20 protein-coding genes, 1 tRNA gene and 1 pseudogene are annotated in these 24,704 nt (G+C 61.8%); 6 read left to right on the top strand and 16 right to left on the bottom strand.

All coding sequences use genetic code 11. The features are described 5' to 3' along the window. Nucleotides 1–2: 2 nt before the first annotated feature. The 10 genes from E2K80_RS04005 to E2K80_RS03960 form a co-directional block, all read right to left on the bottom strand. Nucleotides 3–755 carry a 3-ketoacyl-ACP reductase gene (locus tag E2K80_RS04005; RefSeq protein ID WP_135373001.1) on the bottom strand — a complete coding sequence of 251 codons (753 nt, stop codon included), beginning with the start codon at nucleotides 753–755 and terminating at the stop codon, nucleotides 3–5. Continuing rightward, nucleotides 752–2,248, bottom strand: coding sequence for an FAD-dependent oxidoreductase (locus tag E2K80_RS04000; RefSeq protein ID WP_135372999.1), 1,497 nt, complete (start codon nucleotides 2,246–2,248; stop codon nucleotides 752–754). Before E2K80_RS04000 ends, E2K80_RS04005 begins: the two co-directional genes overlap by 4 nt. An 87-nt stretch (nucleotides 2,249–2,335) precedes the next feature. Further along, complete coding sequence (locus tag E2K80_RS03995; RefSeq protein WP_135372997.1) at nucleotides 2,336–3,451, bottom strand: ABC transporter ATP-binding protein; 1,116 nt, start codon at nucleotides 3,449–3,451, stop codon at nucleotides 2,336–2,338. A gap of 83 nt (nucleotides 3,452–3,534) precedes the next feature. Further along, the gene (locus E2K80_RS03990; RefSeq protein ID WP_135372995.1) at nucleotides 3,535–4,416 is read right to left on the bottom strand and encodes a carbohydrate ABC transporter permease; all 882 of its coding nucleotides are present in this window, start codon (nucleotides 4,414–4,416) and stop codon (nucleotides 3,535–3,537) included. Next, the gene (locus tag E2K80_RS03985) at nucleotides 4,416–5,309 is read right to left on the bottom strand and encodes a carbohydrate ABC transporter permease (protein WP_135372993.1); all 894 of its coding nucleotides are present in this window, start codon (nucleotides 5,307–5,309) and stop codon (nucleotides 4,416–4,418) included. The genes E2K80_RS03990 and E2K80_RS03985 overlap by 1 nt, the downstream gene beginning before the upstream one ends. Before the next feature lie 73 nt (nucleotides 5,310–5,382). After that, nucleotides 5,383–6,636, bottom strand: a complete 1,254-nt coding sequence (locus tag E2K80_RS03980; RefSeq protein ID WP_135372991.1) for an ABC transporter substrate-binding protein — start codon at nucleotides 6,634–6,636, stop codon at nucleotides 5,383–5,385. Between the two features lie 54 nt (nucleotides 6,637–6,690). Next, on the bottom strand, nucleotides 6,691–8,223 hold the full coding sequence (locus tag E2K80_RS03975) for an aldehyde dehydrogenase family protein (RefSeq protein ID WP_135372989.1): 1,533 nt from the start codon (nucleotides 8,221–8,223) through the stop codon (nucleotides 6,691–6,693). Between the two features lies 1 nt (nucleotide 8,224). Further along, the gene (locus E2K80_RS03970; RefSeq protein WP_135372986.1) at nucleotides 8,225–8,989 is read right to left on the bottom strand and encodes an enoyl-CoA hydratase/isomerase family protein; all 765 of its coding nucleotides are present in this window, start codon (nucleotides 8,987–8,989) and stop codon (nucleotides 8,225–8,227) included. Further along, the gene (locus tag E2K80_RS03965) at nucleotides 8,986–10,557 is read right to left on the bottom strand and encodes an acyl CoA:acetate/3-ketoacid CoA transferase (protein ID WP_135372984.1); all 1,572 of its coding nucleotides are present in this window, start codon (nucleotides 10,555–10,557) and stop codon (nucleotides 8,986–8,988) included. Before E2K80_RS03965 ends, E2K80_RS03970 begins: the two co-directional genes overlap by 4 nt. A 3-nt stretch (nucleotides 10,558–10,560) precedes the next feature. Then, nucleotides 10,561–11,562, bottom strand: coding sequence for a Gfo/Idh/MocA family protein (locus E2K80_RS03960; RefSeq protein WP_135372982.1), 1,002 nt, complete (start codon nucleotides 11,560–11,562; stop codon nucleotides 10,561–10,563). A 176-nt stretch (nucleotides 11,563–11,738) separates the two neighbouring features. Between E2K80_RS03960 and E2K80_RS03955 the strand changes: the two genes are divergently transcribed. Further along, on the top strand, nucleotides 11,739–14,945 hold the full coding sequence (locus E2K80_RS03955) for a reductive dehalogenase (RefSeq protein WP_135372980.1): 3,207 nt from the start codon (nucleotides 11,739–11,741) through the stop codon (nucleotides 14,943–14,945). A 75-nt stretch (nucleotides 14,946–15,020) separates the two neighbouring features. Here the strand turns inward: E2K80_RS03955 and E2K80_RS03950 are convergent, their stop codons facing one another. Genes E2K80_RS03950 through E2K80_RS03940 form a run of 3 tightly spaced genes read right to left on the bottom strand, consistent with a single transcriptional unit; the run spans nucleotide 15,021 to nucleotide 19,545 of the window. Beyond that, entirely contained in the window at nucleotides 15,021–15,941 is a 921-nt protein-coding gene (locus E2K80_RS03950) for a dimethyl sulfoxide reductase anchor subunit family protein (RefSeq protein ID WP_135372978.1), read from the bottom strand. Then, entirely contained in the window at nucleotides 15,941–16,708 is a 768-nt protein-coding gene (locus E2K80_RS03945) for a 4Fe-4S dicluster domain-containing protein (protein ID WP_135372976.1), read from the bottom strand. The genes E2K80_RS03950 and E2K80_RS03945 overlap by 1 nt, the downstream gene beginning before the upstream one ends. Next, nucleotides 16,705–19,545, bottom strand: a complete 2,841-nt coding sequence (locus E2K80_RS03940) for a molybdopterin oxidoreductase family protein (protein WP_135376467.1) — start codon at nucleotides 19,543–19,545, stop codon at nucleotides 16,705–16,707. Before E2K80_RS03940 ends, E2K80_RS03945 begins: the two co-directional genes overlap by 4 nt. A gap of 624 nt (nucleotides 19,546–20,169) precedes the next feature. Between E2K80_RS03940 and E2K80_RS03935 the strand changes: the two genes are divergently transcribed. Beyond that, nucleotides 20,170–20,685, top strand: coding sequence for a hypothetical protein (locus tag E2K80_RS03935; protein ID WP_135372974.1), 516 nt, complete (start codon nucleotides 20,170–20,172; stop codon nucleotides 20,683–20,685). Between the two features lie 114 nt (nucleotides 20,686–20,799). Beyond that, complete coding sequence (locus E2K80_RS03930) at nucleotides 20,800–21,612, top strand: siderophore-interacting protein (protein WP_135372972.1); 813 nt, start codon at nucleotides 20,800–20,802, stop codon at nucleotides 21,610–21,612. A gap of 158 nt (nucleotides 21,613–21,770) precedes the next feature. Here the strand turns inward: E2K80_RS03930 and E2K80_RS03925 are convergent. The 3 genes and pseudogenes from E2K80_RS03925 to soxR all read right to left on the bottom strand — a co-directional run bounded on the left by E2K80_RS03925 (nucleotide 21,771) and on the right by soxR (nucleotide 23,111). Then, a tRNA-Val gene (locus E2K80_RS03925) sits at nucleotides 21,771–21,846 on the bottom strand. Between the two features lie 89 nt (nucleotides 21,847–21,935). Continuing rightward, a pseudogene (locus E2K80_RS03920) lies at nucleotides 21,936–22,534 on the bottom strand (histidine phosphatase family protein). 103 nt (nucleotides 22,535–22,637) lie between these two features. Further along, nucleotides 22,638–23,111, bottom strand: coding sequence for a redox-sensitive transcriptional activator SoxR (gene soxR / locus E2K80_RS03910; RefSeq protein ID WP_135372966.1), 474 nt, complete (start codon nucleotides 23,109–23,111; stop codon nucleotides 22,638–22,640). Nucleotides 23,112–23,184: 73 nt separating this feature from the next. Here soxR and E2K80_RS03905 point away from each other — a divergent pair, with 73 nt between their 5' ends. From E2K80_RS03905 to E2K80_RS03900, 3 genes are all read left to right on the top strand, one after another. Beyond that, on the top strand, nucleotides 23,185–23,412 hold the full coding sequence (locus E2K80_RS03905) for a hypothetical protein (protein ID WP_135372964.1): 228 nt from the start codon (nucleotides 23,185–23,187) through the stop codon (nucleotides 23,410–23,412). After that, nucleotides 23,409–23,573 (top strand): hypothetical protein, encoded by a 165-nt coding sequence (locus E2K80_RS19040; RefSeq protein ID WP_168193091.1) that lies wholly within the window; start codon nucleotides 23,409–23,411, stop codon nucleotides 23,571–23,573. Before E2K80_RS03905 ends, E2K80_RS19040 begins: the two co-directional genes overlap by 4 nt. A 680-nt stretch (nucleotides 23,574–24,253) precedes the next feature. Beyond that, nucleotides 24,254–24,598, top strand: coding sequence for a TfoX/Sxy family DNA transformation protein (locus tag E2K80_RS03900; RefSeq protein ID WP_135372962.1), 345 nt, complete (start codon nucleotides 24,254–24,256; stop codon nucleotides 24,596–24,598). Nucleotides 24,599–24,704: the final 106 nt, after the last annotated feature.

Genomic DNA, 24,704 nt, shown 5'->3' with positions numbered 1-24,704 from the left:
CCTCACAATTGCTGAACCGACAGGCCGCCATCGACGGGAATGACCGTGCCGGTGGCATAGGCAAACGCGCCTCCGGCAAGGGCCGCGACCACCTGCCCCACATCCGCCGGCTGGCCCCACCGCCCTGCAGGCACCAGCCCATCGGCGATTTTCGCGTCATAGGCCTCTTTCACAGCGGCGGTCATGGCCGTGTCGATGATCCCGGGGCGGATGTCGAACACGCCGATCCCGGCCCCGGCCAGCCGCGCGGCGTAAAGCTGCGACATCATGGCGGCGGCGGCTTTCGACATGCAGTATTCCGCCCGCTCGACCGAGGCCATGGCGGCGCTGACCGAGGTGATGAAATGCAGCGAGCGGTATGGATCGGACGGCACCGCCAGCATGCGCCGGGCGACCGCCTGCGCCAGAAAGAACGCCCCGCGCAGATTGACCGACAGAACATGGTCGAAACTCTCGGCGCGCATCTCCAGCATATCGTCGCGTACCAGAGCGGGAACACCGGCATTCGAGACATAGCAGGTGATCGGCCCAAGAGTGTTTTCCACAGCAGAAACGACTTCAGCTTCGCCCCCGAGCGTATTCAGATCATGTGTAAAATATTCGGCCCCAAGCTCTTTACACACAGCCTGCACTTCGGGGCTGTCCACAGGGTGGTCCGCGCAGATGGCAATGCGAAACCCGGCGGCGTGCAGGGCACGGGCAATCCCCAGCCCGATCCCTTGCTGGCCTCCGGTGATCAGGGCGACACGGGTCATGCGGCAAGCTCCTTCCGGTGAATGTGATCGGCCATACGCAGGGCATTGGCGGCAATGGTCAGGCCCGGATTGACCGCCGCCGATGTGGGCAGAATGCTGGCATCGGCAATGAACAGATTGGGGTGATCGAAACTGCGCCCGAACCGGTCCACCACCGCGCTTTCCGGGTCCAGCCCCATCCGTGCCGTGCCACATTGATGGGACGGTGTGCGCCGGTCAAAGGCGCGCGACAGCACCAGCGGAAAGCCCGCCTTGCGCAACGCCCGCTTCAGCCGCGCCACCAGTGCCTCATGCGCCGCCCAGTTTGATCGCTTCCAGTCCAGCATGATCTGCCCGTCCCTCAGCGTTACGCGACTGTCTGGATCGGGCAGATCTTCGGACATCACATAGAAATCAATCGCATGATCGGCGATCCAACGGGCCAGTGGCCCCGGCAGCCGGGTCTGCGCCGCGAGGATCGGGGCAGAGATGCGACCAAGCAATTGGACATTGCCAAGCGGTGCGCCATCCGGGCCACCTTTGGTGTAGAAATCATTGATTTGCAGCGTTTTTTGATAGATTGAGCGATTGCGCCGGAACGGATGAATCGCCAGCGCGGCAGAGCAGTTATGGTTCATGAAATTCCGCCCCACCTGCCCTGACCGGTTGGCCAGACCGTCAGGATGGGCGCTATCCGCTGACCGCAGCAGGATCGCGGCGCTGTTCACGGCACCTGCGGCCAGAACGATGCGGGCCGCAGTGATGTCCCGCGCCCCTTGCGGGCCCGTGACCTGAACCGCCTTGACCCGCCCTGTGGCATCGGGCAGCAGGCGATCCACATGGGTGCCGGTGATCAGGTCCACATTGTCAAAGCTGAGCGCACGGGCCAGGCCGATGCTTTCGGCATCCATCTTGGCGCCGGTCGTGTCGGGGAACGCATCCCAGGGGGTGGCGGCACGGTCCAGCCAGCGGGGCAGATCAACCCCAAGCGGAAGCGAGGACGGGTGCAGACCGGCGCGGCGCAGACGGCAGCGCAGATCGGCGATCTCGGGCTCATCAAGCACGGGCGGGTGGGGATAGGCCCCGGAATGGGGTGGCTCACTCGGGTCATCGCCCAGATGGCCGCGCACCTGATACATCTCTTCCGCCGCCTGATACCACGGCTCAAGCTCGGCATAGGGAAAGGGCCAGCCCGGCGTGGTGCCCCCCATATGCCGGACCGGCGCGAAATCCGCCTCCCGATAGCGGATCAGAACCGCGCCGTAGAATTTCGTATTGCCGCCAACGCAATAATAATTCCCGGGATTGAACGGCTGCCCCTGCCCGTCCAGCCAGGTCTCGCTTGGGCGAAAGACCCCCTCGCGGAAAATCGCATCCGCATCGCGGGCCGCGGGGCTGTCGGTCAGGTGTTCGCCGCGTTCCAGGATCACAATCCGTACCCCGGTCGGCGCAAGGGCGGCGGCCAGCGTTGCCCCGCCCATGCCGGAGCCGATGATCAGGATATCAATGCTCATCTCGTCAACCGTGCTTTTGAGTCGTGATTTTGGAACATTCCAATTCCCACATAAAAGACAGGGCGACACCCCCGCCGCCCTCTTGCTTCAGCCGATCCGGTCTTCGGTTTTCGGGTCGAAGGCCACGGCCTTGTCCATATTGATCGCAAAATCAAACGCCGCGCCGGGATGCACATCCGCATCCGCCCGCATCCGCGCGATACAATCCTTGCCCGAGATCACCGAGGTCACAAAGGTATCGGCCCCCGCCGGTTCGGTCACCTCGACCATATTCGGGAAGCTCTGCACATTCTGCGCGTTGCGATCCGCGCCTTCCGGGTCGGTGATCGCCTCGGGCCGGATGCCAAGGATAACCTCCTGCCCCAGATAGCTGCGCAGGGCGTCAGAGGCCTCCGTGATCTTCAGACCAATGGGCGTGCCTTCCGCATTGGTGACTTCCGTATGTAGCGCGCCGTTCAATTCCACCACTTTGGCGGGCAGCAGGTTCATCGACGGGCTGCCCATGAAACTGGCCACAAACAGGTTGGCCGGGCTGTTATAGATCTCTCCCGGCGTGCCAAGCTGCTGCACATAGCCTTGATTCATAACCGCAATCCGGGTCGATAGCGTCATCGCCTCGATCTGGTCATGGGTGACATAGACAATGGTTGTGCCCAGATTCTGGTGCAGTTTCTTGATCTCGGTGCGCATGTCCACGCGCAGTTTCGCATCAAGGTTCGACAGCGGTTCATCGAACAGAAACACATCCGGGTTGCGCACCAGCGCCCGGCCCATGGCAACCCGCTGGCGTTGACCGCCGGATAATTGCCCCGGTTTGCGGTCCAGCAATTGTTCGATCTGCAACAGCTTCGCCACATCCGCCATCGCCTTGTCACGCTCGGCCCTGGGGGTGCCATGCATTTCCAGCCCGAAAGTGATGTTCTGCCCCACGGTCATGTTCGGATAAAGCGCGTAGGACTGGAACACCATCGCGATATTGCGTTTCGAGGGGTGAACGCCGTTCACCACCTTGTCCCTGATCGCAATCTCGCCTGAACTGATCCCCTCAAGCCCGGCGATCATGTTCAGAAGCGTGGATTTCCCGCAGCCCGAGGGGCCGACAAGAACCAGAAACTCCCCCTCTTCCACCGAGATGTCGACTTTGTGCAAAACCTCGATCGCGCCGTAGGATTTGGTGACGTTGTTGATGTCCAGAAAACCCATGCCTCAGGTCCTTCCATGATTGGTTTGGCGCGCCCGGAATTCCCCGGAATTCCGTTTGTTTTCCGCGCGGAAAACAGGCCCGCTCATCCTTTGACGCTCCCGGCCATGAGGCCGCGCACGAAATACCGGCCCGCCACGATATAGACCAGCAGGGTCGGCCCCGCCGCCATGATCGCCCCGGCGAAATGAACATTGTATTCCTTCACCCCGGTGGAGGATTGCACCAGATTGTTCAGCGCCACGGTCATCGGCTGGCTGTCGAGATCGGCAAAACTGGCCCCGAACAGGAAATCATTCCAGATATTGGTGAATTGCCAGATGATCGAGACAACGATGATCGGCCCGGAGCTTGGCAGAAGGATGCGCCAGAAGATGCGGAAGAACCCGGCCCCGTCAATCTGTGCCGCGCGCACCAGCTCGGTCGGGAAGGCTGCATAGTAATTGCGGAAATAAAGCGTGGTGAAGCCAAGCCCATAAACCACATGGACCAGCACCAGCCCCGCGGTGGACCCCGCCAGCCCGGTGAGGCCCAGAATCCGCGCCATCGGGATCAGCACAATCTGGAACGGGATGAAACAGGCAAACAGCATCAGGCCGAACAGGATCGTATCGCCCCGGAACCGCCATTTGGTCAGGATATAGCCGTTCAGCGCCCCCAGCACGGTGGAGATTGCCACGGCGGGCACCACCATCTGGATCGAGTTCCAGAAATAGGGCCGCAGGCCTGTGGGCTCGACCCCGATCTGCGCCGTTGACCAGGCATCCAGCCAGGGCTGAATCGTCCAGACATTTGGCAGCGCAATCATATTGCCATCGGTGATTTCCTGCAGTGGTTTGACCGAGTTGACCAGCATGATCCCGAATGGCAGCAGATAGAACAGCGCGAACAGCAGCAGCACCAGATAGATCAGCACGCGGGTGACATTCCCGGTGCGGATCGCGGTATCCTGAGTGGCGACAGACACTATGATTTCTCCCGCAATTCGGCATAGAGATAGGGGATCATGATCGCCGCGATGGTCATCAGCATGATCACCGCCGAAGACGCGCCGATCCCCATCTGGTTGCGGGTGAATGTATAGGAATACATGAAGGTTGCGGGCACTTCGGTCGCCCGCCCCGGTCCGCCCCCGGTCAAGGCAATGATCAGGTCATAGGATTTGATCGCCAGATGGCTGAGAATGACAAAGGCCGACAGGAAGGCAGGCCGCAATTGCGGAATGATGATGCGACGATAGAGGTTCCAGTTGCTGGCCCCGTCCATCTGCGCGGCTTTCAGGATTTCATTGTCGATCCCGCGCAGCCCCGCCAGAAACATCGCCATCACAAACCCGGATGTCTGCCAGACAGCGGCCAGAACAACCGTATAGATCGCGTAATCGCGGTTCTTGATCCAGTCGAACTGGAAGCTTTCCCAACCCCAGAGATGCATGGTGTTTTCCAGGCCGATCCCCGGGTCGAGAAACCATTTCCAGGCGGTGCCGGTGACAATGAAGCTCAACGCCATGGGATAGAGGAAAATCGGCCTCAGCATGCCCTCGCCACGGATTTTCTGATCCAGAAAAATGGCAAGCGCCAGCCCGATCAGCGTACAGATCACGATGTAAAGCGAGGCGAAGATCGCCAGATTGGTGATCGCGATCGACCAATGGCTCAGCCGGAAGAGATTGCTGTAATTCTGCAAACCCACCCAGTCATAGCTGGGCAACATCCGGCTGCCGGTGAAAGACAGGTAGATCGTGTACAGAATGAACCCGTAGACAAAGACCATGATCAGCGCGACCGAGGGCGCCAGAACGATCTTCGGCATCAGGTTTTGCAGACGCGTTCGGAAATCCGCTTGGGTCTCGGCGGCCATAGCACATCCTCTGCGAAATTGGGGCGTGTCGCGGGGCAGCGCATTGGCCGCCCCGCAAACGTCACGTGAGTGCTTACTGGGCGATCTCGACCGCCGTCACCATTTCCTCGGCGGCGGTTTCGGCATCGAACTCGCCGTTGAAATGCGCGGTGATGACATCATACATCGCATTTTTCACCGAGGCCGGGTTCGCATGGCCATGGGCCATCGACCCGAACAGGCCACCGCTTTCGGACGCGGCTGCCAGATCGGCCATGCCCTGACGCCCGCAGGCATCAAACGCATCATTGGGCACATCGGTCCGCGCGGGAACCGAGCCCTTGACCACGTTGAACGCCGACTGGAATGTGGGTGACATGACAGCAGAGGCCATCAGGGCCTGGGCTGCCTGGGCGCCCTCATCGGCCACATTGAACATGGCAAACTGGTCCGAGTTGAAAGTGACCGTGCCTTCGGTGCCCGGCACGCGGAAACACTGGAATTCAACGCCGGCGGTCTGGCCTGCATTGATGAATTCACCCTTGGCCCAATCCCCCATGATCTGGAACAGTGCCTCGCCATTGGCAACCATCGCCGTGGCCAGGTTCCAGTCACGGCCCGAGAAATTGTCATCGACAAAGCCGCGCAGCGTATCCATGCGCCCGAACGCCTCAACCATGGTCTCGGAGCCCAGAGCATCCGCATCCAGATCAATCATCGAGGCCTGATAGAAATCAGGGCCGCCGACGCCCATCACCATCGAATCGAATATTGTGGCGTCCTGCCAGGCCTGACCGCCATGGGCCAGCGCCACATAACCGGCGGCCTCGGCGGCCTCCATTGCGGCGACAAATTCATCCCAGGTTTCAGGCTGTTCCAGACCCAGCTCTTCCATGATCGCGGTATTGGCCCAGACCCAGTTGGTCGAGTGGACATTCACCGGAGCCGCCACCCAATTGCCGTCATAGCGCGAAAAGCGCTGCAGGGCTTCGGGCACCACAGCGTCCCAGCCTTCGGCCTCGGCCACGGCGTTCAGATTGGCAAGGGCGCCTTCGGCGGCCCAGTCCTGAATGTCAAAGCCCAGCATCTGCACCGCGGTCGGCGGGTTGCCCGCCGTGACGCGGGCGCGCAGCACGGTCATGGCATCGGTTCCGCCGCCACCGGCAACCGGCATATCGGCCCAGGAAACGCTCTGGGATTCCAGATCATCCTTCAGAACGCTCAGCGCCGCGGCCTCGCCGCCGGATGTCCACCAGTGCAGCACTTCCACTTCCTGCGCGGCAGCCATGGTCATCGACCCGGCCAGCGCGATGGCTGTTGTCAGTGTCAGGTTTCTAAGACTACGCATATTCGGTATCCTCCCTAGATTGCGTTTAGTCATGCCACCAACCGGGTCTGCCGGTCAGCGGGTCTTTACCCAAGGGTCCCGTCCACGGTTAACCCGCATTTGGACTGTTTTGACCTCAAGGAATTCTTCCAGACCATACCGGCCCAACTCACGACCCTGGCCGCTTTGCTTCACACCCCCGAAGGGAAGCTCGGCAAAACCGTCCATCCAGGTATTGGTCCAAACCGTGCCTGCTTGCACACGGCGTGCGAAATCGAGACATGTATGCACATTCCGGCTCCAGACCCCCGCCGACAAACCATAGGCAGCATCATTGGCCAAGGCCAAGGCTTCCCCAGGGTCACGGAATGTTAATACGGACAACACAGGACCAAACACCTCCTCTTTTGCGATGGCCATGTTAGCGGTAACATCCGCAATCACCGTGGGTTGATAGAACGCTCCTGTCAAGCTGCTTATCGACAAGCGGTCACCCCCCAGAACAACCCTTGCCCCCTCGGCCCGGGCGTCTTTGACATAGCCGTCAATCCTGGCCTGATGATCGGATGAAATGATCGCACCCACCTGCGTTGCCGGGTTCAGCGGATCGCCAAAAGGCACCTGCCGCGACAGGGCGACGATCTTCGCCGTCAGCGCCTCGGCGATATCTTCATGAACGATGATCCGGCTGCCCGAATTGCAGCATTCGCCGGCATTGAAATAAACGCCGAAGGTGATGGCATCGGCTGCCGCCTCGATATCCGCATCGGGAAAGACGACCTGCGGGTTCTTGCCGCCCAGTTCCAGCGAGACCTTTTTCAGCGTGTCGCCCGCAGCTTTGACAATCTGCCTGCCAATAGCGGTGGAGCCGGTGAACGACACCATATCGACCGCGTCATGGGTGCTCATCACCGCGCCCACCGGATCACCATGACCCAGCACGATATTGACCACGCCCGCAGGCAACCCGGCCTGTTGCAGCAATTGCCCAAGAATGACCGTGGTGGAGGGTGTCAGCTCCGACGGTTTGACAACTGCCGTGCACCCGGCGGCCAGCGCGAAGGGCAGTTTCTGGCTGACAATCAGAAACGGGAAATTCCAGGGGCAGATGATCGACACCACACCGATCGGCGCTTTCAGCACCACACCCAGCATATCGGCGCCAAGACTGTTATGACTGTCCCCATGCAACGTGCGCGCCAGGGCGGCCGCATAGCGCCAGAGATCGGCGGCGCCTTCGATCTCTGCTTTCGCCTGCGTGATCGGCTTGCCGCTTTCAAGGGTTTCGATCAGGGCAATATGATCCCGATTTTCATCAATGAGGTCAGCCATTTTGAGCAATATCTTCGCCCGCGCCTGCCCGGAAGAAAACGCCCAGTCACCAAGGTCGAACACCCGGCGCGCGGCGGTAATGGCAGCCTCGGTTTCCGCCACACCCCCCTTGGCAGACCGGCTGATCAGATCGCCATGGGCGGGGGAGTTCCGGTCAAAACCTGCACCATCGGCGCTGTCCGTCCAGACCCCGTCAATCAGGTGCTGGCCGATGAACGGTTCTGCAGGAATGGCAGTGCCGGTGTCTTTGGCGGGGATCAGGGTCAGCTCTGTCATGTCATTTCCCCGGGAAATCGGGTTTGCGTTTTTCGGTGAAGGCGGCGACGCCTTCGGCCTTGTCGGCACTGGCCGCGATCATCCCGCCGCCAAGGGTTTCGATCATCGCGGCGCGGTCTTCGCCTGCCGCTGCGTGGATCATGTATTTCGCCACCTCGGTTGCGCGGGGGCTGGTTCGGGTCAGCCGGTTGGCAATGGTTTCCGCGCTCGCCAGCGGATCATCCGAAACCTCGGCCACAAAGCCGCAGGTCAGGGCCCGGTCCGCATCCAGCCGCCGCCCGAACAGGGCCATCTCCTTCACCACCGGTTCCGGCAGCAGGCGCAGCAATCGCTGTGTGCCCGACCAGCCGGGAACAATGCCAACCCCGCTTTCGGGCAGGGCCAGCATCGCCTCCGGCGCCATCACACGGATGTCGCAGGCGGCGGCCAGTTCCAGCCCGCCACCAAAGGCGTGGCCGCCGATCACCGCAATTGTGGGTTTGGACAGCCGGGCAAGCCGGTCGAACACCCGATGCCCGTCGCGCACCCAGGACCGGGCGAATTCCGCCGGGGGCAAATCACCCCAGGCGGTGATATCGGCACCGGCGCAAAAGGCTTTGCCGGGGGCGGCTGTCAGTAGCACGCCCAGAACCGCAGGATCAGAATCCAGCGTGGTGCAATGATCTTCAAGCTGGCTCAGCATCCGGGCGGTGAAAGCGTTCAGCCGGGCCGGGTTGTCCAGTTCCAGCCGGGCAATCGCGCCCCGGTGCAGATGCACCGCGCTCATAAGACCAGCCCCATGGGCTGCTCGGACAACAGGCTGACCGGCATCAGGCTGGCCCCTTCGGCGATGCGCACCCGGCCTTCCGAGGCTGCGACGATATCCTGCTGAGGCTTGATCCCCGGCATGATTTCCGTGGCCACCAGCCCGGTTTCCGTCAGCCGCATCACGCAACGTTCCGTGACATAAAGCACATCCTGCCCCTGACGCAGCGCCCGCTGCCCGGCAAAGGTCACATGCTCAACCGCCTCCACCATCTTGGTGAATTTCCCCGGCGTCGTGACGCGCAGCGCATCCGGGGTCAGCGACAGGCCCGCCCCGGCCTCGAAATACCCGGAAAAGACGATTCGACCCGCATGGGCGGTGATATCGACAAACCCGCCGCAACCTGCTGTCAGGTAAGGTTTTTTGCCAAGTTTCGAGACATTCACATTGCCCGCGGTATCGACCTCGAGGAAAGACAGGAAAGACACGTCAAACCCGCCCCCCTGAAAATAGGTGAACTGGTTCGGGGATGGCACAAACGCATGGGCGTTGGAAGCGCAGCCAAAGGCAAACCCGGTCAGCGGCATGCCCCCCACGGCCCCCTGTTCGATGGCCCATGTCACCGATTGCGCGTGGCCTTCTTCCAACAGCACACGGGGCACCAGCGCCGAAATGCCAAAGCCCAGATTTGCGGTCTGCCCGGCCTGCAACGCCATGGCGGCGCGGCGCGCGATCACTTTTTCAACAGTATGATCGGCAAGCGCGAAACTGTCCCAGGGTCGCATGATCTCACCCGAGATTGCCGGGTCATAAAGGGTTTCGGTGGTCTGTTTCTGATCCGGCGCCAGCACGATCAGATCCACCAGATGCCCGGGCACATGCACGTCATGGGGCCGCAATGACCCCGCTGCCGTCACCCGTTTCACCTGTGCAATCACCAGCCCGCCATGGTTGCGCACCGCAATCGCCTGATCCAGCGCCCCAAGCGTCGCGCCCTCATGTTCATAGGTCAGGTTGCCCTGTTCATCGGCGGTCGTGGCCCGGATGATCGCCACATCGGGGGGAATATTCGGAAAATGCAGCCAGGTTTCGCCGCCAAATTCCTGCCGCTGGACAATCGGGCGTGATGCCGCAACCTCATTCATCGCGCAGCCTTCGCGGATCGGGTCCACAAAGGTCTCCAGCCCGACCTTGGTCAGCACCCCGGGTTTGCGCGCGGCCACATCGCGGTGCATGTCGAACAGGATACCCGAGGGCACATTATAGGCCGCCACCCGGTTTTCGACGATCATCTGCCAGATCGCGGGCATCGGCAGGCTGGACGGCCCCGAAGGGTATGACCCGCCGATGATCGTCTCCAAAAGCCCGTCGCGGGCGATATGATCCACGCCCTTGACGCCATACATATCACCGGCCGCAATCGGGTGCAGCGTGGTCAGGGCGCGGGGGTGTCCCTCGGCCTCGAAACGCGCGCCGATCGCCTCCAGCACCGCATCCGGGCAGCCAAGTGCGGAAGACGACGACACGCTGACCACCGCGCGATCCCTGATCCGCGATGCGGCCTCTGCCCCTGAGACGAGTTTGCACATGGGTCAGATGCCCTCGTAATCGACGGGAATGCGCTGCCCCGTCTCAGCCGCTTTCGACACGGCAGCGGCCACCGCGAGGGATTTCACCCCATCCACCCCATCAGCCGAAGGGCGGCCCTGCCCCGCCACGGCATCGCAGAACATCGCGACCGACCGGTGATAGAGATTGTGGCTGTCAAACGTCAACGCCTCCTGCCCCGCATCGGTTGTCAGCATGACCTCCCCCACCGGGCGCTGTGACATCACATCACGCGCCACCAGCGAACCTTTGGTGCCGTGAAGCTCAAACCCGCCGCACGCATAGCGATGGGTAAAGCTTTCATGGGTCTGCACCGTCACGCCCGAGGGCATCGACCAGACCGACATGACACTGTCCTCAACCCCCTTGCCCATCCCGGCACTGCTGGCGATGGCCACCACATCCGCCGGGTCTTCGCCCAGATGGAACCGCACCGTATCCGCATCATGCACCACGATATCGGGAATGACCCCGCCGCCCGCGCCCGGATTGTCCAGACGCCAGCCCTGCAAATGGGGCGGCAGATAGACCGCATGGAAGGCCCGCACGCTCAACACCTCGCCAATCCGCCCGGCAGCAACCGCCTCCCGCATCGCCAGATGGCTGCCCGCATTGCGCAGATGGTGGTTTGTGGCAAAGACCAGCCCGGCCTGTTCCGCCGCGCGGACCATGCGCACCGCATCCGCGACAGTCATCGCCAGGGGCTTTTCGCACAGCACATGTTTGCCCGCCGCAATCGCCGCAAGGGCCTGGGGCGCGTGTTTTTCGTTGGTGGTGGAGATATAGACCGCATCCAGACTGTCATCGGCCAGCAATTCCTCCAGATCAGTCAGGCCCCGCGCGATCCCGTGATCCGCTGCGTAGGTCTGCGCCCGTTCTGCGTTTGAGGACAGCACGCTTGCCACGCTGCCGCCCGGGGTCGCACGAAACGCCTCAATCATATGCTCAGCCGCGATTGTGCTGGCCCCGATCAGTCCCCATTTCATGCAGTGTCTCCTCCCTTGCGTGTCTTTTCAGTTTCGGGCGACTCATCACCCGAAATTGGAACGTTCCATATTTCTAGATGACAGCCCCGAAGACCGTCAACCGCTTTCTTTCGGCAGGGTCTGGCCCCCCGCCGCAGTTCAGGCGATAGTCCCGGATAAGGGGAGGCGTAACGATCATGACAATCCGTTTCTTTTCCGACGCGAAGCGCCCGGTGCATCTGGGCCCCTATCCGTTGGAACGACTGTCGCGCGGGGCAATGCCGGATCTGTCCGGGGTTCCGCCATTTCAACCGCTGGATTTCACGCGACCCGACATGCCTGCCTCGATTATCAACGCGATGCGCGATTATCAAGCGATGATGGATGCGATCCGCGACGGGCTGCTGAACAGGGCGAAATCAGGCTGCCCCGATGACCCTGCGGAACGCGCCAACCATCTGAAAGCCTTTGGCTATTTCTCTGACGCCTCGATGGTTGGCATCGGCCCCCTGCCCGATCTGGCCCGGCTGGAAACACCCTATCGCAACCCGGGGATCGACGCGCTGGCCCATGATCTGAAAACCCGGCAGACCAAGACGCTGGCTTCGGGCATCGACATGATCATGGCCGATCTGAAAGAGGCGGTGGAGGCGCCGCCCGGCACCATCGACGGCCATAACAGGGCGATTGTCTTCCTGTATGAGATGCCCCGCGATCCGCGCGCGGATGAACAAGGCGTGGCCTGGCTGGCCGATGCCCAGGCCCATCGCGCCTGTCTGCGGGCGACGGAAACCGCCGTGGTCATCGCCAATTACATCCGAATTCTGGGCTGGGATGCCAAGGCCCATACCGGAACCTCCGCCGATGTGGACCTGAACATGCTGAGTGTCGCCGCAGGTCTGGCGACAGTCGAGAATGGCAGGCTGGAAAACCCCTATCTGGGGGACCGGTTCGGCGTCGCCGTGGTGACCACCGATTTCGACATTGCCATGGATCAGCCGCTGGTTCCGCTGTCAGATCAGCCCTGGTTCAAGACCAGGGGCCCGGCCTGGTGGCTGGGCAAGGGGTTTGCCAAATCCGCACTGAATGGCGACCCGTTCGCCAGACGCGATTTCGCCGATGGTCCGCACCCGTTCGAGACGCTGAAACGGGTCGACACGCCCACCACCTATATTGATGAGCCCAATGTCGCGCGCGTGCCCAAACGGGCCGACATGTTCGCCCGGGCGCAGTTCGGCGATATGGGCAAATCGAACCAGACGGCTGCCACCGGCGGTTACTACGTGCGCAAGGCGGCTCCGTCGATGGCGCAGCGCCGGATGCTTGGGGCATTCGTGCTCTTGCAGGACGGGGCATCAGAGGACGGCCCGCGCCCCGATGACGCGGCAGCCAATGCAGCGGCGATCAAGGCCGCAAGCTATTTTCTCGGCGTCGACGCGGTGGGGATCAGCCGCTGCCCGGACTGGACCTGGTATTCCCATGACGCCCGCGGCGAGCCGCTGGACCCGCCCCATGATCAGGCGATCAGCATGATCATCGACCAGGGGTATGAGACGATGGAAGGCGCCTCGGGCGATGACTGGATCAGCGTAGCGCAAAGCATGCGCGCCTATCTGCGGTTTTCGCTTCTGGGCGGGGTGATTGCCAAGCAAATCAGGAACCTGGGCTATAAGGCAAAGGCGCATTCGGTGATGGATGGCGAGGTGTTGCAGCCGCCGCTCCTCCTGCTCAGCGGGCTGGGGGAGGTTTCGCGCATCGGCGAGGTGATCCTGAACCCGTTCCTGGGCCCCCGCCTGAAATCCGGCGTGGTGACCACCGACATGCCGCTGGCCCATGACAAACCGATTGATTTCGGCATGCAGAAATTCTGTGAAAGCTGCAATAAATGCGCCCGGGAATGCCCCTCGGGCGCAATCACCGCCGGGCCGAAACTGATGTTCAACGGCTATGAGATCTGGAAATCCGACAGTGAACGCTGCGCCAGTTACCGGATCACCACGCTTGGCGGGGCGATGTGCGGGCGCTGCATGAAAACCTGCCCGTGGAATCTGGAAGGGCTGTTTGCCGAAAAACCCTTTCGCTGGGCGGCGATGCATCTGCCCGTAGCCGCGCCCGCGCTGGCCAGGCTGGATGATATGGTGGGCAATGGCGGGCTGAACCCGGTCAAGAAATGGTGGTGGGATCTGGAACTTGGCGCCGATGGCGGCTATCGCCCCACGGAACACCCGGTCAATGCCCGTGATCTGCAACGCGGCCTTGATCTGAAATATGAGGATCAGACCCTGGCGGTCTACCCCGCGCCGCTTGCCCCCCACCCCTATCCCTATCCGTTTCCGATAGACCGCGAAGCGGGGATCGAGGCGTATCAGGCAATGGTCACCGCCGAGGCATATCGCGACCGGCTGGCACAGGGCGATGACAGTGTCGTCCACCGCTATACCAGTGATGGGGACAGCCCGGTCTTGCAGGTGCTGGTGGCCAAAGCAGACGCAATGACCCCGGATGTCACGAAATATGAGTTTCGCGACCCCGAAGGCGGTCTTATGCCCGAATGGACCGCCGGCGCGCATCTGGACATTGTGGTGGCGCCGGAATTTCTGCGGCAATATTCCATGTCCGGCGATCCCGCCGACCGGTCGAAATATCAGATCGGCGTGCTGCGCAAGGATCAGGGCCGGGGCGGATCAAAGCTGATGCACCGGATTTTCAGCGAGGGGCGGCGGATCTTCATCTCGAAACCGATCAACCATTTCCCGCTGGAAAAAGACGCGCCCTTCAGCCTGTTGATGGGTGGCGGCATCGGCATCACCCCGATGATCGCCATGGCCCATGCACTGCACGCTTTGGGCAAGCCCTTTGCCCTGCATTACTGCGCCAAATCCCGGGCCACGGCCGGGTTCCTGGACGATCTGGCCGCGATGCCCTGGCGCGACAATCTGCATCTGCATATCTCAGACGAAGACACCCGCGCCGATCTTGATGCCATCATGGCCGCCGCGCCCAGCGGCACCCATGTCTATACCTGCGGGCCCGAGGTGTTCATGGGCGCGGTGATGGACAGTGCCACGCAAAACGGCATCCCCGAAGAGGCGCGGCATCTGGAATATTTCTCGGTCCCCGAAGTGCCGGATTATGTGAACCATGATTTCACCCTGCGCCTGAAGGACGGGCGGGAATTGCTTGTTCCGGAAGATAAATCCGCCGCGGATGTGCTGGGCGAAAATGGCGTGCATGTGGATGTGAAATGTTCAGACGGGCTGTGCGGGGTCTGCAAATGCGGGCTGATCTCGGGCGAGGTGGAGCACCGGGATTTCGTACTGTCCAGGGCGCAGCGGGAGAGTGCGATCATCCTCTGCCAGTCCCGCGCGGCGGAACCTGACGGGGTGGTGGAGATTGACCTGTAAAATAGTTCCGCCTTTCGCAGGGTTGGAAAACTCCGGTTTTCCACACGGAATTCTGCAGAATTCCGGCCCGTCTCATCATCCCCTGTCGTAATAGCGCATCACACTGTGTTCCGCCTCGGCGAAGAACAGCCAGCGTTCCGCCAGAAGACCGGCCAGAAACGCCAGAACCGCAAGGCACAGAAACAGGCCCGGCAGCAGCCCCCAGGCGGCAAACAGGGTCGCCACAACCGGGATCATGCCGCCAAGCCCAAGGGCGATCTGGCGCAGTTTCGCCTGATGTTTCCGGCCAATCCTGTAGCCCATTTCCTTCAGCAGGTAATTCCCGCCCGTATGGGGCGCTTCCAGCATGCGCACCCTGCCCATCGCCCCCAGCCCGGTGGCGCTTTCAGGGGTGGATAATGCGGGCGCCGTATCGCCCCGCCGCCACCAGCCCAGCTTGACCCCCCAGGCCAGCACCACCAGCAGCGCCGCAAGGCTTGGCAGCGCCCCGGCCCCATCTGCGAAAAGCTGGCGGAGACAGGCATAGACCAGCGCGCCATTGGCCAGCGCGAAGCCCAGAAACACCGCCGGGGTCAGCGGCTGATACCAGCGCTGCACGGTTTTCAGTTGCCCATAGATCATCGAGGTGGAATAGACCGTCACCAGCGAGGCCAGCGCCGTCAGCAGGCCCAGAATGCGCCCCTGCCCGCCCATCAGCAGGGTCAGGGCAAAAAGCCCGCCCAGGGCAAGGGCCGCAATTGCCAGCACACCTTCCCGCGACAGCCAGGAACTGCGCCATTGGCTGAGCGCCCGCCAGGCCCGTTCCGGGTGGCCCAGATGGAAGGTCGAGGAGATCAGACCGGCCGAGGACAAGCCGAAGCCAAGGATAAACCCGGCCCAGTAGAGCCCGCCGACCGGCGGCACTCCGAAAAACGCCGCCAGCCCCAAAGCCGCCAGAATGCCAAACCCCGCGCCGGAACTGACCGTGAAGAAGATGATCGAATAGGCCGGATGCATCAGAGCCGCTCCAATGTTCTGTCAAGCCAGCCAAAGAACCCTTCGGCTTTCGCTTCCCCGGTCTCGGCGGCCAGCCCGGCCAGATCCGTCAGGTCGGGTAAAACCGGCAGGGGCGCGGGCGTTTTCGGGCGTGGTGGCAGGTATTTATTGACCGGTTTGGTGCCCTGTTCCGGCATCAGGTCAAACCCGCCCCGGTCGGCCACCAGTTGCGACACATCAGACCCCGGATCGTTCAGATCCCCGAAATGACGCGCGCCTGCCGGGCAGGTCCGCACGCAGGACGGGATACGGTCTTCCTCGGCGATATTGTCATTGTAGATCCGGTCAACGCAGAGGGTGCATTTCTTCATAACCTTCTCCACCGGGTCCATCTCACGCGCGCCATAGGGGCAGGCCCAGGCACACAGGCCACAACCGATGCAGGCCTCTTCATTGACCAGCACAATCCCGTCCTCGGCGCGTTTATAGCTGGCCCCGGTGGGGCACACGGTCACGCAGGGCGCATCATCGCAATGCAGGCAGGATTTCGGGAAATGCACCACGGCGGCAGGGCCCTCCTCGGGCCTGGCCTCAAATGTGTGGACCCGGTTCAGAAACGCGCCAAGGGGGGCCTCACCATAGGCATCCGTATCGGCCAGGGGCGCGCCATAGCCGCCGGTATTCCATTCCTTGCAGGAAATCACGCAGGCATGGCAGCCGACGCATGTGTCCAGATCAATGACCAGACCCAGTTTCACCTCGGGCGGGGTGGCCGGCAGGCTGGTCATGTCCACTCCTCCCCATAGGTCATGTCGCCTGTGCCGGTGCCGACCGGGCTTTCCTGCGTCTTGAACAGCGGATCAAGCGGCCCGTCCTCTGCCGGTTCGATCCGCACCCGCAGATCATACCAGGCCGCCTGCCCGGTCACCGGGTCGGAATTCGCCCAGCGCATCCCGTCGCCCTTCGGGGGCAGCAATTCGGCAATCAGATGGTTCAGCAGGAAGCCTTTGGTCGCTTCCGGCGCGCCGGGTGACAGCGCCCAGGCGCCCTTGCGTTTGCCGATCGCATTCCAGGTCCAGAGCGTTTTGCCATTGGCGGCCCCGGTGCGGCGCACAGGCACTTTGATCCTGCCGTGATGGGAAATCACCCAGGCCCAGCCGCCATCGGTCAGACCGGCGCTGTCCATCACCTCATCGGGCACATAAAGCGGGTTCTGCCCATGGATCTGCCTGAGCCAGGCATTTTGCGAGCCCCAGGAATGGTACATCGCCGCCGGGCGCTGTGTGACGGCATGAAGCGGGAAATCCCCGATCACGGCCTCCCCTTCGAAAGGCGGATACCAGACAGGCAACGGATCAAACGCCTCAGCCACCTGCGCGCGCAGATGATCGGGGGGCTGACGCTCCCCGTGACCTTCGGCGGCCAGCTGGAATTTTCGCAGGGTTTCCACATATATATCAAAGGTATAGGCTTGTGGCGCGTCATAGAACCCCATGCCCACGGCCCAATCCTGATACCCCGCATTGGCCATCTTGTAGAATTGCGCCGCCTCGGGGATATGGCTGCTCCAGAAACCGCCATTGTCGATATAGCGTTGCAACTGATCGGGGTTCGGTGCGCCGCGACCGCCTTGCGTGCCATCGCCGCGAAACCCGGCCAGCGGCCCGATGCCGGGTTTGCGCAGATGGTTGACCATGTAATCGGCATAATCCCTATACGCCGCGCTGCCATCTTCCTTCACCAGCCCCGGCAGGGACAGGCGCGCGCCCAGATCCACCAGAACCGACTGGAAGCCACGCACATCCCGGTCCGGCTCCACCACCGGCCAGCGGATCGCATCCGCCGCCGCCTCGGGCTCACAAATCGGGCGGTCCAGCATCGAGATGCAATCATGGCGTTCCAGATAGGTCGTATCCGGGAAGACCAGATCCGCATAGGCCACCATCTCGGAAGAATAGGCATCGGAATAGATGATATGCGGGATCTTGTAGGAGCCATCCTCATGGGTCGCCTCCAGCATCTCCATCACGCCGCGCGTGTTCATCGACGAATTCCACGACATATTCGCCATATAAAGAAACAGCGTATCAATCTCATACGGGTCGCCCGCCACCGCGTTCGAGATCACCATATGCATCAGGCCATGGACCGATAGCGGTGCGTCCCAGGAAAACGCCTTGTCGATACGCTCCGCCCGGCCATTGTCATCCAGCAGCATATCCTCGGGCCCCCTGGGATAGCCCAGATGCGGCCCGGATAACGGGGCATTCGGATGGCATTCGCTGTGCGGTGTGGGATGGGCCGCCACCGGTTTGGGATAGGGCGGTTTGAAGCGGAACCCGCCGGGGCATTCAACCGAGCCCAGCAGGATTTGCAGCACATGCAGGGCGCGCGCGGTCTGAAACCCGTTCGAATGGGCCGAGATGCCGCGCATGGCATGAAAGCTGACCGGGCGGCCGATCATCTTTTCGTGCCGTTCGCCGCGCATATCCGTCCAGGGTTGGTCAATCGTGATCGCCTCGTCAAAGGCGGTGCGGGCCAGTTCTGCGGCCAGACGGCGGATCGTATCGGCGGGGATGCCGGTCTGTTCCGCCACTGCCTCGGGGGCATATGCCGCATCCAGATAGCGCCGGGCGAGCAGATCAAAGGACGGCACGGCCCTGCGTCCATCGGGCAGGGTCACCTCCCCATGCAGCGCGGCCCCGGTGGAGATCTCTTTCCAGTCCCGCGCGCGCGCTTCGGCCCGGTCCCAGACCTGCGGCTCCCCCGTTGCGGGATCGCGCGCAATCAGCCCGTGATCGGCGCCCCCTTCATTCTGTATCACCAGATGCGGCGCATTGGTGTAGCGCAGCAGATAGTCCAGATCGACCTTGCCCGCGCGCAACAGCTCATGCACCAGCGCCAGAATGAACAACCCGTCCGTGCCCGGCGTGATCCCCACCCATTCATCCGCAATCGCGTTATAGCCCGATCGCACCGGGTTCACCGCCACCACCTTGGCGCCGCGCTTCTTCAGCTTGCCCAGACCCATTTTGATCGGATTGCTGTCATGATCTTCGGCCACGCCGAAAATCATGAACATCTTGGTCCGATCCCAGTCGGGCGATCCGAACTCCCAGAACGCGCCGCCCATCGTATAGATCCCTGCGGCGGCCATATTCACCGAACAGAACCCGCCATGGGCCGCGTAATTCGGCGTGCCATATTGCTGCGCCCACCAGCCGGTGAAACTTTGGCTTTGATCGCGCCCGGTGAAAAACGCCAGCTTCTTCGGATCCGTCTCGCGGATCGGTTTCAGCCAGGACACCGCCAGTTCCAGCGCGTCATCCCAACTGATTTCCTCAAATTGCCCGGACCCGCGCGGGCCCACCCGTTTCAGCGGTGCTTTCAGGCGCGCGGGCGAATAATGCTGCATGATCCCGGCAGAACCCTTGGCGCAGAGCACACCCTTGTTCACCGGATGATCGCGGTTGCCCTCGATATAACGGACCCTGGGCACACCCTCGGCATCCTTGCGCAGATGCACATCAATGCCACAGCGACAGGCACACATATAGCAGGTGGTCTTGCGCACCTCATCCGAGACATGGGGCGAGGTATCCAAATCTGGCTGAATATTGCTCACCCGGGCAACCCCATGCCCATCTGAAACTGCACATACCCCATCGGCAGCGCCGACATATCCGGCCTGATCAAAGTCAAGATTTTCCTCCCAGAACGGGCGGGCATCTGATGACGCCACACCTCAAAAGCACTTTGTTTCCATTCGCTTCGCCTGACAAGGGGCAGAACAAAAGGCAATGGAACGGGCTTATATAGAAGTCCCGGCGGACTCAAGCACATGCTCCTCATCGGGCGGCTGTGGCAAACACATATATGTGCTTTGATGGGGCAAAAAGGCAGCGCCGCAAGGTCATTGAGCGCCACAGCACATCAAATGTTCATGCCCCCACAAAACTGTGTAAAAACCGGGCTTGATTAACCTGACAAATTTCGTCAAGAATACGTGTGAAGCAACCCACTCACCTGGCAGCCGAAGTAACATATCACCAGTTTCGGGACCACTTAGCGACGGCAGATGGCGATGTCCTCTCGCCCCTGTGCGTTGCCCGTGATCCCGAAAACGACTGAAGGGCGGCGCAATGGTCCTGCACCTGATCTTGATACTCACGGCCCGGGTCATCAGGACACCGGTGCGCTGTTGCCTGCCAACAGAATCTGCCCATCCGATCCCGGCGGGAGACCAGCCATGAAAACGCCTCGTCAGGACCTGTCCCAGTGCTGCGGCCTGCCGAAAGCCGGGCGGCGCACCGAACGCGTTGCCGATCTGGACAGGTTCGAGGCCGATATCCTTTCTGTGGCGCGCTGCTTTTTCCAGACATTTGCAAGCCCTGAAAGACAGACCTGGGTGCAGGCGTTCGGTATGGCGCAAACCCTGTTCCCCGGGCTGGACGGGGCCAATCTGGCGATTGGTGTTCTGAATGTCGTCCAGGCGATGCGCGTCTCGCGCAGTTCGGTCTTCACCTTCTCAAACCCCTATTGCGCAGATTGCGCAAGAATTCTGTCCGACGGGGAACGACAACTGACCTCGGCCCTTTACGCCGTCCGCCTGGGCCATCGCAGCACCGCCCATATTCATGCGCTGATACTGACCGAAGGCGGGGAGACCGAGCGCCTGATATACGCGTTGGAGAAACTGGCCGCCCTGGCCGATATCAGCGCGGACCACAGCCCGCAGCCCCCCGAATGCGGAAACGAAAACTGAAATGCCGCAGGCCATCCACCCTTTTCTGGCCCGCAGCAAAGGGATCAGCGCGCATTCCGGCCCTCACGGCCCGGAACAGCATCGGCTGATCTCTGTCATATCCAAGGAAAACCGATGACTGTTCCCAAGCCGCCGGCACGTCTGGCCAGATTGCTGATCGTATCTCATACGGCCCGGATCACCCCCAATATGATCCGGGTGACGTTTCAGGGCGCCGATCTTGCCGATATCCCTGCCGAAAGCGCCGGGGCCCATTGCAAACTGTTCTTTGCAGAGGCCGGGCAAAGCCGCGAAAGCTTCCGCCAGCAACTGGCCGATGGGCCGCGCCCGGTGGCCCGCACCTATACAATCCGCCATGCGCGCCCGGATATGGGGGAAATTGATATTGATTTTGTCGCCCATGGCAGCGAAGGTCCCGCCTCGACCTGGGCACTGGAGGCTGGCCCCGGCAGTTTCTGCGGCATGGGCGGCCATGGGCAGCCCAAACTGACCCGGTTCGATGCGGACTGGTATCTGCTGGCCGCCGATATGACCGCTCTGCCCATGGCCTCGGCCGCGCTGGAGGCCCTGCCCCGCAAGGCCAGGGGGATTGCGGTGTTTGAAATCACAAGTGAGGCGGATATCCAGACACTTGCCGCACCACCAGGCATGACCGTGCAATGGCTGATCCAGCCCGACCCTCACAAAGCCTCGACAGCGCAGTTGGATTTCCTGACCGCAATGACATGGCCCGAAGGCCGCGTCCGGGTCTGCATCGCAGGCGAAGGCAGCGCGATTGCAGCGCTTCGCAGCTATGTGCGCGTGGAACGGGCAGTGCCGCGCGGGGACGTATATATCTCTGGTTACTGGAAGATCGGCCTGCGTGAGGATGATCACCAAAAGATCAAACGACAGGAAGCCGAAACCGCAGAACGCGCGTTGAGTTGAAGCGTTTTACCATTACAGCACCGGACTGAAATTCAGCATCATATATATTGCGCGAGGGCATCGCCCGAACCAAGGGGTGCCGCTGTTCGGCGGTGCCGCCGGACGCAAGGATGATGCGGGGTGTTTCAGAGTTTCCGTCTGAAACGACTGAGAGGAAATGGTGGGTGATGAGAGGCTCGAACTCCCGACATCTTCGGTGTAAACGAAGCGCTCTACCAACTGAGCTAATCACCCGATCCGGGCACGCTCTAACAAATAGGGCGCAGAGGATGCAAGAGTGTGTTTTGCAGAAAGGCGGCAAGGCGTGATGACAGGGGGGCGTCCTACGCCATAGGCCCCACAGATGCTGGCCGCAGGATCGTCTCCATGCCGCTGTCGATCGCGAAGACAACGCCCTGATCGGGGCCAAGCCAGGCCATTTCGTCGAATTCCAGCCCCAGAAGCAGGCCGCGCAGGACTGACGAGGTGATGCCATGGGTCACCACAAGCGCAGGGGTTGCAAGCGCGCTGACAAAAGCGGACACGCGGTTTACGAGGCTTGGATACCGCTCCCCCTCCGGCGCGTTCAAAGACAGCTCGAAACTCGTTTCATGGGCCTGATAGGTGCCCGGCCAGCGCCGGGCGATCTGATCATGGGTCAGGCCCTGCCAGTCGCCGATATCCACCTCCATCAGCCGGGGGTCATATTGCACCGGCCCGTCAAAGCCCCCCGCGCAATTTCCCATGTGGCGCGGGCGCGGCCCTGCGGGCTGCAATAGATTTTGAGATCCGGGTGGGTTTGCAGCAGGTCTGCCACAACCTGACCCTGGGCGGCGGCCTGGGCCCGGCCCTTGTCGGTCAGGGGGGCGTCCAGACGGCCCTGTAGCCGACGGTCGATATTCCAGAGGGTTTCCCCATGGCGGAGGATATAGATCGGATGCATTTGGCAGGGGTAAGCCGGGCCGCAGACGGGTGCAAGCGGGTTGCCCCGCGCCCGGGTGATATGGCCCGGGTCCGTACCGGGTCAGAGGACCGGCAAAAGGCTGTTACGTCTCAACCATGGCCCGCTCCCCCGCCCCGCCGATCCAGCGCCTTGGGCCGGCGCCGTTCGCCGCCAGACTGTCATCGGCGTTGTAAAGCGGGCAACTGGTCAGCGACAGGCAGCCGCATCCGATGCAGGATGTCATCTGCTTGCGCAGCCGCTGCAATCTTTCGATCTGTGCATCCAGCCGCACAGCCCAGCTTTCTGCTGCCCGGGCCCAGTCTTCGGCCTTGATCACCTTGTTGGGCGGCAACGCATCCAGCACCGTTTTGATCTCGGCCAGGGGCACGCCCACGGATTGGGCGCTGCGGATGATTGCCACGCGGCGAAGCTCCTTGCGGTCATAACGCCGGTGATTGGCCCCGTTGCGCCAGGAGCGGATCAGCCCTTCGGCCTCATAGTAATGCAGGGTCGAGATCGCGACACCCGCCCGCGCCGCCATCTCCCCCACGCTCAGATCTTTCGCAACAGCTGACATTTCCGCTTTACCTCAAGTTCACTTGAGGTCGTAGCGTGAGGATATTGAAACGATTCGCCAAGAGGAAAATCCAATGCTCGATTCCTTAGCCCGCGCCCGTCATCACAAAGCTGACACCCGCGCCCCCGGTCTGTTCACCCTGCTGATCCGCGCGTTTTTGCAAACGCTAAGCCAGCGCCGCCAGATGCATGATTTCCGTCAGGTGCTCAGCAATCCGCATCTGGCACGCGATATCGGCCTGCCCGATACGTCGCCCGGCAATCCATCGGCCGATCCGCTTTCAACCGGAGATCTGAGATGACCCGCGCCCTTCAGGCCCTTCTGGCCCTGACCCGCCATGTAACGGCCCCGCCAACCGGGCTGTGCCGGGCCTGCCCCGAAGATGATTTGCGGCAGGAACTGTCCAGCCTGTCGCGGGCCGCAGATATCGCGCGGATCGCAAGCGCAACAGATGAGAGATAAGTGGCACATAGCTTACGCTACGTCACCCGAATGACGCCATACAGCCACTTCAAACTGCTTAAAATCTGTCGCTGACCGAAGATGCTGCGCCCAAAAACACACCATCGGAGGAATCCGGGCTGAAATTGCCGCGCTTCGCTTGGGGTCCCGCGCCGGCATCTGGCAGGGTGAATGTGTCAGGTCCCGTCGGCGCGCCTCTCCTCCCTTCCTTCGGTGCGTCGGCGGCCTGATTAGAGTAGCTTGCTGGTGACCTGTCTCCTTGTCTCTCTTCCTCTTCGATCAGGTCGCCAGCCTTTTTTCCCTGAAAACAAAACCTTCTTATTTGGCATGGCCGTTGGGGTATCGCTGCCGGGCAAGGCCTGTTCATGGCCCCGCGCCCCGGGACCCGTCTGCACGGAATTGACCGGAAATGGACCATTTTCGGCACCATAAAACCACAGTCTTGCCACATTCATGTCCAGGTCAGAACAAAATCCGGGGTGATCTTATGTGTCTATAGGCACATAAGCCTGATCCCGGAGCTGTTTCATGCAGACACGCAAACCCCAACCGAAAGATACACCGCCCCCAAAAGAGCGCCCTGTACCTGTGCGCTTTTCCGACTGGGCCAGCATCTGATATAGCGTTTCGACTTACTGTTGAAACGCTATAGACTGCAGGGCCAGATGGGAGGCCCTGACATGAGTGACGCCAGCGCAGATGATCCGGTCACCGCGATTCGGAATATCGGGCCTGCGCAGGCAAAGCTTCTGGCGCGCGCGGGCATCACAACCGCAACCGCGTTGCGCGACATGGGGGCCGATGCCGCCTATGCCGCCATGCTGGCCACCGGCACCCGGCCCCATTTCATCATGTATTACATATTGCATATGGGGTTGCAGGGCCGCCCCTGGAACGATTGCAAAGGAGCCGAGAAAGACGCGTTACGCACAAAATTCGATGCCCTGAAAGCCGATCATACCGCCGATAGCGATGATGAGATGGAACGGTTTCTGAACCAGATCGGCGTCGGGCTGCGGCGCTGAGGTTTTGCGAAACCGCAGGGCCATAGTCTGAAATCTGCACCGCACAGGCATTACGCGGAGGGCATCGCCCGAACCGAGGGGCAGGAAGCGAAGCGCCCGCGCCCCT

It is taken from the genome of Rhodophyticola sp. CCM32 (assembly GCF_004751985.1).
Classification (GTDB): domain Bacteria; phylum Pseudomonadota; class Alphaproteobacteria; order Rhodobacterales; family Rhodobacteraceae; genus Rhodophyticola.
This window is presented reverse-complemented; position numbering and strand designations above follow the sequence as displayed.

What these genes read in the sequence shown, in the direction of transcription:
- E2K80_RS03960 (WP_135372982.1), bottom strand. Translation starts at nt 11,562, where the DNA reads ATGAAATGGGGACTGATCGGGGCCAGCACAATCGCGGCTGAGCATATG.
- E2K80_RS03965 (WP_135372984.1), bottom strand. Translation starts at nt 10,557, where the DNA reads ATGTGCAAACTCGTCTCAGGGGCAGAGGCCGCATCGCGGATCAGGGAT.
- E2K80_RS03950 (WP_135372978.1), bottom strand. Translation starts at nt 15,941, where the DNA reads ATGCATCCGGCCTATTCGATCATCTTCTTCACGGTCAGTTCCGGCGCG.
- E2K80_RS03900 (WP_135372962.1), top strand. Translation starts at nt 24,254, where the DNA reads ATGAGTGACGCCAGCGCAGATGATCCGGTCACCGCGATTCGGAATATC.
- E2K80_RS03955 (WP_135372980.1), top strand. Translation starts at nt 11,739, where the DNA reads ATGACAATCCGTTTCTTTTCCGACGCGAAGCGCCCGGTGCATCTGGGC.
- soxR (WP_135372966.1), bottom strand. Translation starts at nt 23,111, where the DNA reads ATGTCAGCTGTTGCGAAAGATCTGAGCGTGGGGGAGATGGCGGCGCGG.
- E2K80_RS04000 (WP_135372999.1), bottom strand. Translation starts at nt 2,248, where the DNA reads ATGAGCATTGATATCCTGATCATCGGCTCCGGCATGGGCGGGGCAACG.
- E2K80_RS03970 (WP_135372986.1), bottom strand. Translation starts at nt 8,989, where the DNA reads ATGAGCGCGGTGCATCTGCACCGGGGCGCGATTGCCCGGCTGGAACTG.
- E2K80_RS19040 (WP_168193091.1), top strand. Translation starts at nt 23,409, where the DNA reads ATGACCCGCGCCCTTCAGGCCCTTCTGGCCCTGACCCGCCATGTAACG.
- E2K80_RS03930 (WP_135372972.1), top strand. Translation starts at nt 20,800, where the DNA reads ATGACTGTTCCCAAGCCGCCGGCACGTCTGGCCAGATTGCTGATCGTA.
- E2K80_RS03975 (WP_135372989.1), bottom strand. Translation starts at nt 8,223, where the DNA reads ATGACAGAGCTGACCCTGATCCCCGCCAAAGACACCGGCACTGCCATT.
- E2K80_RS03905 (WP_135372964.1), top strand. Translation starts at nt 23,185, where the DNA reads ATGCTCGATTCCTTAGCCCGCGCCCGTCATCACAAAGCTGACACCCGC.
- E2K80_RS03985 (WP_135372993.1), bottom strand. Translation starts at nt 5,309, where the DNA reads ATGGCCGCCGAGACCCAAGCGGATTTCCGAACGCGTCTGCAAAACCTG.
- E2K80_RS03980 (WP_135372991.1), bottom strand. Translation starts at nt 6,636, where the DNA reads ATGCGTAGTCTTAGAAACCTGACACTGACAACAGCCATCGCGCTGGCC.
- E2K80_RS03995 (WP_135372997.1), bottom strand. Translation starts at nt 3,451, where the DNA reads ATGGGTTTTCTGGACATCAACAACGTCACCAAATCCTACGGCGCGATC.
- E2K80_RS03935 (WP_135372974.1), top strand. Translation starts at nt 20,170, where the DNA reads ATGAAAACGCCTCGTCAGGACCTGTCCCAGTGCTGCGGCCTGCCGAAA.
- E2K80_RS03945 (WP_135372976.1), bottom strand. Translation starts at nt 16,708, where the DNA reads ATGACCAGCCTGCCGGCCACCCCGCCCGAGGTGAAACTGGGTCTGGTC.
- E2K80_RS04005 (WP_135373001.1), bottom strand. Translation starts at nt 755, where the DNA reads ATGACCCGTGTCGCCCTGATCACCGGAGGCCAGCAAGGGATCGGGCTG.